This is a genomic window from Cyclobacterium qasimii M12-11B (assembly GCF_000427295.1).
GTDB lineage: Bacteria > Bacteroidota > Bacteroidia > Cytophagales > Cyclobacteriaceae > Cyclobacterium > Cyclobacterium qasimii.
Genome location: NZ_ATNM01000055.1, coordinates 1 through 12,381 on the forward strand (window position 1 = coordinate 1; position 12,381 = coordinate 12,381).

Below are 12,381 nucleotides of genomic sequence, written 5' to 3' on the forward strand. Positions count from 1 at the left end.
CGTTGAAAGCTGCACGCAGAGTCGCGGAGTCGCAAAGAAGTATTTTAAAAATCTTAGCGCCTTCTCGAGAGCCTACTCTAGTCTGGTCACCCAAAATGACGAAAGTTTTCAACTTTTATCACCGCACTAGGAGAAGATTGCATCTACTCCTTCCTATCTATCGTTTTCAGCAATTCGCTCTAAGACTTAATTATAAATAACCTAAGGGCTAGTTTAATTTACTTTCTGAATTCTACTCAGGCCTTACCGGCTGGGTCCAGGCCAGTTGATTTTTCATGTTTTCTACAGGATTGTGCTGTGGTTCAGAAGAGGTGATTTTGCACCTTACAAATAGCAGATCAGCACTTACCTCAAAAGATCCTGCATTGCCTTCAACGGTCTTTAATACCTGGGTGTCTTTTTCACCTTCTTTGCAGCCAATAAACTCCAGGGTGTAATTTACCCCTTCCTTAGGAAGGGCCGCAACCTCTAAAACATTGTTTGAATAACTTAGTTTTTCCAGTTCTACGCCTGTTGTAGAATAGAAATCCCCTCTTTCTAAAGCTTCTACCATTGTATCTGGCGCCAAAGAATCTGCCTCAACAACGACCCAACCTCTGCCGGCGTTGCTAAATTTCGCACCTTGTTTGTGGTAGTTGTGACTGTCATCTGTTGCCAGGCCAAAAATCAATGGTTGGCCCTTTTCTAAATAAGCGATATTGATAAAATCCCACATGGCTTCATAGCCAATTCTGGTTGAATCTCCTAGATTATGAACCGCAGGATGCCCGTTATAAACCTCAAAAAACCGTTCGCCTTTTAGGCGGATCATGTCTTCAAGCGTAATGGCCCAAATGAAGTTTGGATGATTGATATGCACCATCATTGGTTTGCCAGAGGCTTTTCTTTGCTCCAAAACTGCATTGATATTGTTTTGAAGGACTTCAACTACACTGCCTCCCTCCATTGGAGTAATAAGCCTTTCCAGATTGGTAAGGTTGAGGTGCAAGGGTTTCCCTTCAAAATCAGCAGTGATTTCCTGAGCAGGGATCATGATGAATTTTTCTTTTTCCTCATAGAGGGGGCCATATTCTTCGAAAGTTTTCAATTTCACTTTCAGCTCTTCTTCCTCCTGAACATATTCTACCCAATCCTCACCGTATTCTGAAAGGTAGTTCTGGAAAGCATTTCTATAAAGACTGTCGGCTCTAATAGCTTTCCATTTTTCACCTTCCTGGAAGACATTGTGATCAGACAAAGCAACAAATTGATAGCCCTGATCCTTGTACCATTTCATGATTACTTCAGGAAACTCATCTCCATCACTCCAATAAGAATGGGTATGCAGATTGCCTTTGTACCAGTTTTTACCTGATTCTTCTTGGCTTGTTTTTTGCGTGCAGGATAAAACAAAAAATAAATTTAAACAGGTAACGATTACCGGTATAGAAAAAGCTCTCATTGATTTTGTGGCTAAGTTGTTGTTGTTAAGCTTGGGCAATATATTCAATGCATACCTAAAAACAAACAGGTAGGAAAGCTAATTTCCAGTCCAATAGGAGGGATAAAAGCATTTTGATATATTTAACCTTTCAAACCGGCATAAAATTTTATATGGCTAACCAGACAAAATTGATTAATTACCTGAACCAGATACTTAAAAACACTTATGATGGCATAAAAAGTTATAAGGATGCTGCCAGGAATGTGGAGGAAGGGACAATAAGGGAGTTTTTTATTGATAGAGCCAAAGAAAAATTGGTATTGATAGGTGCACTCAAGGATGAGATTTACCTTTTGGAAGGAATCCCTGTTGAGGATGGGAGTTTAATGAATTTGTTTTCGAGGTCTTGGAATAATTTTAAAACTTCTCTCGATCATGACAATACAAAAGAGATAGCAAAATATTGCCTGGAAGAAGAAAAAAAGCGCATGGAAGAATTTGGCGTTTTATTGAGGAATCCTGAACTTGTTTCGGAAGCGTTTTTCGAGGTCTTAGATGATCAGAACGAAAAAAACCTTGCTGCCATAAAAGCGTTAGTAGAACAGATTAAACTCTAAGCACTTGGCCTGGAAAATCGATATATTCGACTCCTATTATTTAGGCTATTAATCTGTACATGTGTTAAATAGGAGAGGACTTTAAAAAGCATAAATAGCAACTTTACTATAACTATAAACCTATGAAAAAGCCTTTAATTTGGCTAGTTGGGCTGTGTTTTATTCAAACTTTAGCTTTTAGCCAGACCAAAATTGATTTTAGGGAATTCACTTTGGACAATGGTTTGAAGGTGATCATGCACAAAGACAGCAAGACACCAATAGTCGTGACATCAGTGATGTACCATGTAGGATCCAAGAATGAGGATCCAAAGCGTACCGGATTTGCGCATTTCTTCGAACACCTACTTTTTGAGGGGTCAGAAAATATCGAAAGAGGTGAATATACTGATTTGGTAGAAGGCAATGGTGGTGCATTGAATGCTTTTACCAGTAATGACATCACTTATTATTACGAATTAATGCCATCCAACTACCTGGAACTGTCACTTTATCTGGAAAGTGAACGAATGTTGCATGCAAAAATTGATGAAATAGGTTTGGAAACACAGCGAGAAGTGGTGAAAGAGGAAAAACGCCAGCGTTATGACAATCAACCTTATGGAACCATTCTTCCTGAAACTTTAGTAAGGGCCTACAGTGAGCATCCTTACCAATGGGCTCCAATCGGCTCTCTAGACCATCTGAACGCGGCAAGTTTAGAAGAATTCATGCAGTTTTATAAAGACTTCTACGTTCCTAACAACGCCATACTCACCATCGCCGGTGACATCGATTATTCTCAGACGGAAGAGTGGGTAAGGGAATATTTTACGGAGATTCCTCAAGGAAAGAAAGCCATCTATAGACCAGATATTGTAGAGCCGAAAAAGGAAACAGAGATCAGAGATATTATCTATGACAATATTCAAATACCTGCAATTATTCAGGCTTACAATCTTCCACCAAAAAATCATCCAGATGCTTATGCCATGGAGATGCTTTCCACTTACCTTACTGGAGGCAAATCTTCACTAATGACCAAGGAGCTTGTGGACAAACAACAAAAAGCTTTGGTGGTCGCAGCCATTCCGCTTGACCTGGAAGACGGAGGCATTTTTATAATGTATGGTATTGCCAATATGGGCATTGCTCCAGAAGATCTTGAAAAGGAAATTGATATCTTAATAAAGCAAGTACAGGAAGAAGGGATTTCGGATCAGGATTTTCAGAAATTGCAAAACATCATTGAAAATAACCTGGTAAGTAAAAACTCATCCATTGAAGGGATCGCCCAAAATCTTGCTGAAGCCAGCTTGTTCTATGGAGATACGGATTATATCAATAGGGAGCTGGAAGTGTACCGCAAAGTAAGTAAGGAGGACATACAGCGGGTGGCCAAGGAATACTTGACTCTCGATGGCAGAGTGGTGTTGTATTACCTTCCTAAGCCACAGGAATCGGCTCAAAACCAATAAAAACCCTAAAGCTAGAAAAATGAAGACCTTATATATATTGCTTTTTGCTGTACTAACCTCCTTTGGAGTACAAGCACAAGTTGACAGGAGTGTATTACCTCCTCCGGGCCCAGCACCCAAAATTGAATTTACCGACCCGGCCACATTTACGCTGGACAACGGTTTGAAAGTTTTTGTCGTACCCAATGATAAATTGCCAAGGGTGGCATTTTACCTAATCCTGAACAGGGACCCGCTTTTTGAAGGCGATAACGCAGGATTGACTGGTTTTGTTGGAGACATGATGATGGCAGGAACTTCCTCTAGAACAAAAGAACAACTCGATGAAGAAATTGACTTTGTAGGAGCCTCTCTGGGAGCTGGTTCCACCTCTCTTTCCGGATCATCCCTTAAAAAACACCAGGAAAAAATCCTGGATTTAATGACTGATGTGCTTTATAACCCAGTTTTTCCACAAGAGGAACTTGACAAGTTAAAGAAGCAAACACTTACTTCATTGGCTTCCTCTAAAGATGATCCTGATTATTTGGCAGGCGTTATTTCCAATGCCCTGGTTTTTGGCAGAGAGCATCCTTATGGTGAAACCATGACTGCCGAAACGGTAGAGAAGGTAACACTGGACGATGTAAAGGAATATTACCAAACCTTTTTCAAACCCAATATTGCATACTTGGCTATAGTGGGTGACATTGATGCCAAAGAAGCAAAAACTTTGGTAGACAAATATTTTGGGTCTTGGGAAAAAGGAGATGTTCCTAAATTTGACTATCAAAAACCTGAGCTTCCTGATGAAAATCAAGTAGCACTTTTGGATCGCTCCTCTGCTGTTCAGTCGGTAATTAACATTGCCTTTCCTGTGGAGATGCACCTTACCAACCCAGATTATATGGCAACGAGAGTAATGAATTTCATTTTAGGTGAAGGATTTAATTCCAGACTCAATGGCAACCTAAGGGAAACCAAAGGTTACACATACGGGGCAAGATCAAGTTTTGGGTCTGATAAACTCATCGCTCGGTTTTCTGCCAGTACTTCTGTAAGAAATGAAGTGACAGATTCTTCTGTTTATGAAATGATTCATGAAATCAGAAATCTTGAGGAAAATGGAATCACAGAAGAGGAGCTAGAAACAGCCAAAGCAAACCTAAGCGGTCGGTTTGGAAGGTCTCTTGAAAATCCCAATAATATTGCAACTTTTGCGATTAATATTGACAGGTATGATTTGCCTGAAGATTTTTACAGCAGCTACTTACAGCGACTTGACGCCCTAACAGTTGCCGACATAAATGAAGCTGCAGCCAAATACCTTAAGCCTGATAACATGTACATTACAGTGGTTGGGAATGGTTCTGCTATAAAAGAAGGCTTGTCCCAATTTGGTGAAGCAACCATGTACAATTACAAAGGGGAAGAGGTTCAGGAAATTCAATTGTCTGATGACAATAAAACGGCTTCGGATGTTGTGGCTGACTACCTTGAAGCAGTTGGTGGTGTGTCTGCAGTGGAAAATATTAAAACAGCTAAGCTGGAAATGTCGGCCGAAGTTCAGGGTAATAAACTGGATATGACAGCTGCTTATGACGTGGAAAACCAGCGTTTGGCGCAAAAAGTCATTGTTATGGGGAATGAAGTTTCCAAGACCATAGTAAAAGACGGGAAGGCTACAGTCAGTTCTATGGGTAAATCTCAAACCTTGACGGATGAACAATACGAAGATGTTAAAATGGCTTCTCTATGGTTAATACCTGAACTGTACTATGAAATCATGGGTTACACACTTATTCTTGATGGGGCTGCAGATGTGGAAGGAGAGGCGACTTATAAAGTCATCATTTCCAATCCCACTGGTGGACAAGTAATCAACTATTACAGTATTGAAAATGGATTGAAGCTAAGAAGTGAAAACAAGCTTTCTGGTGACACTACTTTTAATGAATACAAGGAATTTGATGGTGTCATGGTTCCAGTAAAAATGTCCATTAAAAACCCGATGTTACCTGTTCCTCTTGAAACAGAGGTTACAAAGGTGGAATTGAATGTCCCTGTTGCTGACCAAGATTTTAATTAATTATAGACATGATATCGATGAGAAAACATATTTTCCCTTTAATTATTGCCCTATTGTTTGTGACCGGGAATGTCGTTGCACATTCCATTTCGAGAACAGGTCCTTTGCCAGAGAAAACCCCACAGGAGATAATAAAGGATTATATTAAAGCCATAGGAGGGGAGGAGAAAATTACAGGAATCAAGACCATTGTTTTGGTAATGGAGGCTGAAATTCAAGGTATGAAAATTGAAATTGACACCAATCGGGACATGGAAGGGATGCGTTTGATGCAACAGATGGTAGTCAATGGAAGTGTGATTCAGAAGACAGTAGTAAAAAACGAAGAAGGTTACATGAGCGCTATGGGGCAGGTGAAATCTCTTTCAGCTGACGAACTGGAAACCCTCAAAACAAATATTTATGCTTTTCCTGAGCTGTATTATGAGGAAATGGGGTTTACAGTGACCAAAGGCGAAAATGCTACAATTAAAGGTGAAGATGCCTATATGTTGCTGGTTACGAATTCTGCGGGACTTGAAAGCAAGGAATATTTTAGCGTGGCCTCAGGGCTTAAATTAAAAATGGTTGCAGACGTTGCAGGAGATGTAGAGTTTGATGATTATCAAGAAGTCGAAGGCATATTGTTCCCGATGAAAGTAACCATTTCAAATCCGATGTTACCGGTGCCCATGGAGACGCATGTTGTCAGTATAGCGTTGAATGAACCGCTCGACAATTCTTTATTTGAATAGGAAAAGGGACTTTAAAGTCCCTTTTCCTATTCTTCTTGTTTAAATTAGCTTTAACCAAAATAGGCGATAGCCTTTCTATTTTGGGCTGAAATCACTTCAAAATAACCCAACTCTTTGCTGTTTTCAACATCAGCGATGAAGAGGAGATTCAAATTTTTGGTGAAGGCCCATGGTTTAAAGAAATATTCGAAAGAATTTTGTCCGCATTGTTGCAAAAGAAGGCAACAATGCGGACATATTTTTGATCTAATTGGGTCATCCTGGCCTACTTTTTCGCCTGTCTTTCAAACCTCATTTAAAGATCCACAAACTTGCTGAAATGAGAAGGATCACCTTTGAGAGTGATTTTATAAGTTGCATAAAATAGTGTGTTTTCAATAGGTAAACTTATCGCAATTGTTTCTCCCCATCTGTTGATTTGCATGTGGAGGCCATCAATGGATAAAGCATAGGACAATACCTTGTCTTTTATCATCAGTGCATTAAAAGCCGGGGATTTAGGATGGATTTTTATTATTTGACCTTTCGAATCTGTAATTATTCCATAGTCACTTTGTAAAGGAATCAGGGTACTTCTTTTTTCTACTTGAAGCCCTATTAAAGGCAATAGCATTTGCAGCAAGGAGAATAAATCGCCTTTTTCCCAAACATAAGCTTTAAAAAACTGCCGCATTTCTTCTTGATCCTTTGCCAGAGAAATGACTACTTGCTCAAAGTCTATCAGTTCATAGCCGGTAGCATTTTTGCCAAAGCGCTCCCACATGATACGCATAGCAGCATGCATGCGCTTTTCATTTTTCATAAGCATGACATCCATAGCCAACACTAAAAGTGCTCCATGGGTATAGATGCTTACTTTTTTGTCCGGTACGCCGGGTTTATAACCATCGAGCCACAGGTCCCAGCTTGAATCCACGATGGATTGATTCTCCCAACCCAAGCTTTCAAAGCTTCTTTCCATCAACTTTTCTAAAACTTCCAAATACCTTTCTGATGAATAGTACCCTGATTTTAGCAAGTAAAAATCCCCCATAAAAGTGGTAACCCCTTCAGCAATAAGTCCTTCTTTTAAATAGGCTTCACGGGAAAAGTCATAGGGTTGAATGGCCTTTGGGCGAATGCGGCATACATTCCAGAAGTGATAAAGTTCATGAGAAGATATGCCCATCAGCCTGTCCATACCTTCCTCAGTTTTGAATAAGCGGTCAGGACCAAGGGTAATCACCGTAGAATACTGGTGTTCCACGCCATGGTAATGAGGAAATGGTAACATGTGGATAAGAAAGTGATAGTCTTCAGCTGGGAAGTTGCCCAAATCATCAATTTGTTTTTCGGTAAAACTGCTGAATTCTTTTAATACCGTTGGCCAATCAAAAAACACCTTACCATGCACCCACAGATGAAAGGTAGTCGCTTTTATTTTATAGGTTTTATGATGTAAATCTACGGCTGCCAAAAAAGGACTGTCTACCAATTCCTGATAATCGCTAGCCAAAAGTGTGTGTTTCTTCTCTTGAGGCAGGGCACAAGCCACCTGATAATTCTGGGGAAGGTCCAGTTTAACGATTATATTTTCTTCAGATCTATTAGAAATGGCAAAACAAATATTTATAAAATTTAGATAAATCTGGTCGGGAGCTACCCATGAACCACCTGCATCGAGCTGGGCTGCGTGGTAAGAATAAAAAATTTTATACTTTCCTGCTGATTTTGCAAAAAATGTCCAAAGATCTTTTGTTTGTTTTTTTGAAGTCACTTCTCCGTCTGGACCGGTGACCTCCAATCTTCTGATATATTGGGCATAATTGGCTATTTCATACCTTCCAGGGCGCCAGGAAGGCAATTGAAGGTCAATTTTTTCGTCTTTATTACAGCTAAATTCCAGTTGAATTTCCAGAATTTGTGACGTTGGTAAGGGTGAACTTAGGGTATATTTCATGAAATGTATTGAAATGGTCTTAAACAAAAGTAAGCCACTGGTTTGTAAATAAAAAAAACCTCTCTATCTTTGCAATCCTTTAAAAAACGAGAATCAAGCGATTAAAATATAGCAATAATGAAAAGAACATTTCAACCTTCCCGCAGGAAAAGAAGAAACAAGCACGGTTTCAGAGAGAGAATGTCTACTTCTAATGGCAGAAGAGTAATTAAAGCCAGAAGAGCAAAAGGCAGACATAAGTTATCGGTATCTTCTGAGAAGACCCTTAAGAAATAATTCTCTCCCATTTTAATATTTATGGGGTAATTTATTCAGTGCTATTTTATGGAATGTAAATTTTCAAAGAATGAAAGATTACACTCCAAAAAGTTAATAAAGGAACTTTTTGATAAAGGTTCCTCTTTTTTTTATATCCCTTCAAGGTATTGTATCTTGATGAATTGGGGATTTCTGACAATCAATTACTGGTATCTGTTTCTAAAAAGAAGCTTAAAAACGCTACAGACAGAAACTATATTAAAAGGAGGGTAAAAGAGGCTTACCGTCTCAACAAGCACCTCCTTCCTTCTACACAGGGGTCCAAAAAACTTATCGCTTTAATTTACGTTTCAAATGATTTAATGGGGTATCATGATATATCCCCTAAAGTCATAAAGGTCCTTAGGAAAGTACCTGTAGCAAAACCACCTCAAGAATGAATAAATTTATTTCCCGTAAAGGCATTTTTACTAGCCTTACTGTAATAGGAATCGCAGTTTTAACACTGTCTTTTTATCCTAAGAATGACAAACTTTTTGAACTGGCCAAAAACCTGGATATTTTTGCTTCCTTGATAAGGGAGCTTGACACCTATTATGTTGATGAAATTGACCCCACTGAATTGGTTACTGTAGGCATTAATGCCATGCTTGCCGAACTTGATCCCTATACAGAATTTATTCCTGAGGAAGGTTCAGATGATTTTAGAGTAATGACGACTGGAGAATATGGTGGAGTAGGTGCTTTAATTGGAAATCGCCTTGGTAAAAACATGATCATGATGCCCTATGAAGGTTTTCCTGCTCAGGTGTCAGGGTTGAAGGTGGCAGATGAGTTATTGAGGGTAGATACTGTTAATGTAATTAATGAAAATACTGGAGATATTTCAAAGTTGCTTAAAGGCCCTGCCAATACAGAAGTGGAAGTAGTGGTCAAGCGTGGTGAAGATACCCTGACGGTTAAACTTACCAGGAAAAAGATTGTGATCAGTAATGTGCCTTACTACGGAATGGTAGAAGGTGAAACCGGCTATATTAAATTGACCGACTTCACAACCAATGCTGGGCAAGATGTGGCTTTGGCATTACAAGATCTTAAAGCACAGGGAGCAAAAAAAATCATATTAGACGTAAGAGATAATCCAGGTGGTATTTTGCTGGAGGCGGTGAATGTTGTGAATGTCTTTATTCCTAAAGGCCGGGAAGTAGTTAAGACCATCGGGAAATTGGACAAAGTGCTTTCTGAATATAAAACCAGGGCTTCACCTCTTGACAAAGAAATTCCTTTAGTAGTGATGATCAATGAACGAAGCGCTTCAGCCTCAGAAATCGTTGCGGGTGCTTTGCAGGATTATGACCGGGCAGTTTTGGTAGGTAGAACCTCCTTTGGGAAAGGCTTGGTACAAAGTACTATTCCTTTGTCCTACAATTCTCAGGTGAAACTCACGACGGCGAAGTATTATATTCCAAGTGGTCGTTGTATCCAAGCGATTGATTACAGCAAAAAAGACGAAGATGGAAATGGAATTTATGTGGCTGATTCCTTAAGAAAAGAATTTCAAACCAAAAATGGCCGTACCGTATATGATGGGGCAGGCATTGAACCTGACGTTGAATTAAGCTCAAGAAGTTTTGCTCCAATTACTTATAGTTTGGTTACAAGAAGTCTGGTTTTAGTTTGTTAGCGAATTTGCCTTAAAACATGATAGCATCGTTAAGCCAAGAGAATTTGAAGTGAGTGAGGAACTGTATACCTCTTTTGTTGATTGGCTTCAGGACAAAGAATACGATTATACGACAAGGGTGGAAAAAACGATAGAAGACCTTGAGAAGTATTCTGAGCGTGAAAAGTACTTTGGTGATATCAAAGAAGCGCTTGAGAATTTGAAGAAAAGTGTTAGTCATAGCAAAGAGCAAGACCTTGTTACTTTTAAAGACGAAATTAAAGAAGCGTTAAAGGATGAGATTGTTTCCAGGTATTATTATCAAAATGGGGTAATAGAAGCTTCATTGGATCAAGATCCGGAGATTGAAAGCGCTTTGAAGGTATTTGCCGACGCTGAAGTTTATGCTTCTTATTTGACTCCGGTAAAATAAGCAAATCATTTACCTCTTCGTTTTGCCTGATAAATCATCCTAATACGCTGCCCATACTTTGAGTAGTGAATCACTTGAGCAGCTAGTAAGATGAACATCACAAAATTGAAGTAATATTAAACGGCTGCTCTATTGTGAAGCGGCCGTTTGCTTTTTACTACGATTCGGTTCCAGTTGCTTGATTTAAATATGCCATACTTATACTATTATTATACATGAGTAAAATCCTTTCCATAGAAACCTCAATTGCCGTATGTTCCATAGCGATCCATGAGGATGGCAAGCTTCTTGCTATTTCTGAATTGCACCAGGACAATGTACACGGTAGTAAATTGGTGCCATTGATAAAAAGCTTGTTGCAGGAGGCTGATTATAGCATCAGCAGTTTCGATGCCATTGCGGTAGCCCAAGGGCCTGGATCCTATACTGGCTTGCGAATTGGGGTCTCTACTGCCAAAGGTCTTGCCTTTGCTCATGACTTGCCTTTAATTGGTATAGATAGTTTGGATGGGCTTGGTTGGCAATTGGTAGGGCAGGTGGAATCAGGGTCTTTTATTGTGCCGATGATTGATGCCCGTCGAATGGAGGTCTATGCCAAAGTATTGGACGCTAATGGCGAGACCATAGATCCTTTGAAGCCTGTGATTTTGGAAGAGGGAGTATTTGGAGATTTCTTAGCTAGCGGAACAGTTTATTTCTTGGGCAATGCCAATAAAAAACAGAGGAGTTCTTGAATAATAGCAATGCCCGATACATTGACAAGCTAAATTCTGCAGCTAGTTTAGGTGAATTGGCTTATCGCAAGTTTGTGAACAAGGATTTTGAAGACATAGCTTACTTCGAGCCGAACTACTTAAAAGAGTTCTTGGTTTTAAAATCAAAGAAGAACCCATTACTATTATGAGCGAAATTATAAACAGGGTAGCCAACAGTTCTATGGTTACCATCGATTTGGAGACCTATTATACTACAGGAGAACGGGTGGTATTTGATTTGGAGCCCTTTTTGTTTCAGGGCTTGGTGATTAAAGAAAGGGATTATCGCGAAAGCTTTAAAAATCTTGACTGGTCGCTTTATGCTGACAAGCTGGTGGCCATTACTTGCTCGACTGACGCCATCATTCCCAAATGGGCTTACATGCTTGCGATGGTAAATTTACAGCCTGTAGCAAAGGAAGTGATCATAGGAAGTATTGATGATTTAGAGAAACACCTTATAAGTGGTGCGCTGAATGCGCTTGACTTGGCTTATGTTGAAGATAGACCAGTGGTAATAAAAGGCTGTGGCAAGTTGTCCATTCCTGATTATGCCTATGGAGAGATTGTCAAGAAAGTAATGCCAATAGCAAAAAGCGTGATGTTTGGAGAGCCTTGTAGCACTGTTCCAGTATTCAAAAGACCGAGGAGTAAAATAGTTTAATTAATATCGGGCTGTTTTTGAGTGGGTTAAAAGATATTCACCAATTATTTTAGATAAGGGCTTGGCATATTCATAAAAGAGCCCTATGTTTGCATTCCCAAATGAGAGACGCTCGAGGGAATAAGCAAATAGAGAAATAAACTTTTGTTTTAATTTGAAAAAGAGAATAAAATTTTATTAAAACTTTTTCTCTCAATAATTTTAAAACATCAAATATTTGTTTTACATTTGCAAACCTGTTCTGAAACAAACTTTTAAATAAAGAAAGTAAGACACAGCAAGTGGACAAAAAAGTTGTCCAAATAAGTTCTTTGAAGTAGTGTAAGATAGTTAAAATTTAAAACCTGACGATTCGAATTTATTCGGATAT

The 12,381-nt window shown here is 39.2% G+C and carries 11 protein-coding genes and 1 pseudogene; 10 read left to right on the top strand and 2 right to left on the bottom strand.

Translation table 11 applies throughout. The features are described from left to right. Nucleotides 1-232 precede the first annotated feature (232 nt). On the bottom strand, nt 233-1,441 hold the full coding sequence (locus tag ADICYQ_RS04955; protein ID WP_020894042.1) for a CehA/McbA family metallohydrolase domain-containing protein: 1,209 nt from the start codon (nt 1,439-1,441) through the stop codon (nt 233-235). Between the two features lie 152 nt (nt 1,442-1,593). Here ADICYQ_RS04955 and ADICYQ_RS04960 point away from each other — a divergent pair, with 152 nt between their 5' ends. From ADICYQ_RS04960 to ADICYQ_RS04975, 4 genes are all read left to right on the top strand, one after another. Continuing rightward, on the top strand, nt 1,594-2,040 hold the full coding sequence (locus ADICYQ_RS04960; RefSeq protein ID WP_020894043.1) for a DUF2383 domain-containing protein: 447 nt from the start codon (nt 1,594-1,596) through the stop codon (nt 2,038-2,040). A 122-nt stretch (nt 2,041-2,162) separates the two neighbouring features. Beyond that, entirely contained in the window at nt 2,163-3,497 is a 1,335-nt protein-coding gene (locus ADICYQ_RS04965) for a M16 family metallopeptidase (protein WP_020894044.1), read from the top strand. 19 nt (nt 3,498-3,516) lie between these two features. After that, a complete protein-coding gene (locus ADICYQ_RS04970) occupies nt 3,517-5,565 on the top strand; it encodes a M16 family metallopeptidase (RefSeq protein WP_020894045.1) in 2,049 nt (682 codons plus the stop codon). A gap of 17 nt (nt 5,566-5,582) precedes the next feature. After that, complete coding sequence (locus ADICYQ_RS04975) at nt 5,583-6,299, top strand: hypothetical protein (RefSeq protein WP_020894046.1); 717 nt, start codon at nt 5,583-5,585, stop codon at nt 6,297-6,299. Nucleotides 6,300-6,594: 295 nt separating this feature from the next. On the opposite strand, the gene ADICYQ_RS04980 is transcribed toward ADICYQ_RS04975, so the two are convergent. Next, the gene (locus tag ADICYQ_RS04980) at nt 6,595-8,238 is read right to left on the bottom strand and encodes a M61 family metallopeptidase (protein WP_020894048.1); all 1,644 of its coding nucleotides are present in this window, start codon (nt 8,236-8,238) and stop codon (nt 6,595-6,597) included. Between the two features lie 117 nt (nt 8,239-8,355). Here ADICYQ_RS04980 and rpmH point away from each other — a divergent pair, with 117 nt between their 5' ends. The 6 genes and pseudogenes from rpmH (at nt 8,356) to ADICYQ_RS05000 (ending at nt 12,011) form a co-directional block, all read left to right on the top strand. Then, on the top strand, nt 8,356-8,514 hold the full coding sequence (gene rpmH, locus ADICYQ_RS26605) for a 50S ribosomal protein L34 (protein ID WP_020894049.1): 159 nt from the start codon (nt 8,356-8,358) through the stop codon (nt 8,512-8,514). A gap of 164 nt (nt 8,515-8,678) precedes the next feature. Next, the gene (locus ADICYQ_RS04985) at nt 8,679-8,936 is read left to right on the top strand and encodes a ribonuclease P protein component (RefSeq protein ID WP_316929264.1); all 258 of its coding nucleotides are present in this window, start codon (nt 8,679-8,681) and stop codon (nt 8,934-8,936) included. After that, nucleotides 8,933-10,592: pseudogene (locus tag ADICYQ_RS29545) on the top strand (S41 family peptidase). Before ADICYQ_RS04985 ends, ADICYQ_RS29545 begins: the two are co-directional and overlap by 4 nt. 215 nt (nt 10,593-10,807) lie before the next feature. Then, on the top strand, nt 10,808-11,326 hold the full coding sequence (tsaB, locus tag ADICYQ_RS04995) for a tRNA (adenosine(37)-N6)-threonylcarbamoyltransferase complex dimerization subunit type 1 TsaB (RefSeq protein ID WP_020894053.1): 519 nt from the start codon (nt 10,808-10,810) through the stop codon (nt 11,324-11,326). Continuing rightward, entirely contained in the window at nt 11,323-11,496 is a 174-nt protein-coding gene (locus ADICYQ_RS29550; protein WP_020894054.1) for a hypothetical protein, read from the top strand. Before tsaB ends, ADICYQ_RS29550 begins: the two co-directional genes overlap by 4 nt. Continuing rightward, nucleotides 11,493-12,011: a DUF2480 family protein gene (locus ADICYQ_RS05000; protein WP_020894055.1), complete on the top strand. Its 519-nt coding sequence runs from the start codon at nt 11,493-11,495 to the stop codon at nt 12,009-12,011. The genes ADICYQ_RS29550 and ADICYQ_RS05000 overlap by 4 nt, the downstream gene beginning before the upstream one ends. The last annotated feature ends 370 nt before the right edge of the window (nt 12,012-12,381 follow it).

Excerpts from the sequence above, each read along its gene's own strand:
- ADICYQ_RS04970 (WP_020894045.1), top strand. The coding sequence starts at position 3,517 with ATGAAGACCTTATATATATTGCTTTTTGCTGTACTAACCTCCTTTGGA.
- tsaB (WP_020894053.1), top strand. The coding sequence starts at position 10,808 with ATGAGTAAAATCCTTTCCATAGAAACCTCAATTGCCGTATGTTCCATA.
- ADICYQ_RS04965 (WP_020894044.1), top strand. The coding sequence starts at position 2,163 with ATGAAAAAGCCTTTAATTTGGCTAGTTGGGCTGTGTTTTATTCAAACT.
- ADICYQ_RS05000 (WP_020894055.1), top strand. The coding sequence starts at position 11,493 with ATGAGCGAAATTATAAACAGGGTAGCCAACAGTTCTATGGTTACCATC.
- ADICYQ_RS04955 (WP_020894042.1), bottom strand. The coding sequence starts at position 1,441 with ATGAGAGCTTTTTCTATACCGGTAATCGTTACCTGTTTAAATTTATTT.
- ADICYQ_RS04975 (WP_020894046.1), top strand. The coding sequence starts at position 5,583 with ATGAGAAAACATATTTTCCCTTTAATTATTGCCCTATTGTTTGTGACC.
- rpmH (WP_020894049.1), top strand. The coding sequence starts at position 8,356 with ATGAAAAGAACATTTCAACCTTCCCGCAGGAAAAGAAGAAACAAGCAC.
- ADICYQ_RS04960 (WP_020894043.1), top strand. The coding sequence starts at position 1,594 with ATGGCTAACCAGACAAAATTGATTAATTACCTGAACCAGATACTTAAA.
- ADICYQ_RS04980 (WP_020894048.1), bottom strand. The coding sequence starts at position 8,238 with ATGAAATATACCCTAAGTTCACCCTTACCAACGTCACAAATTCTGGAA.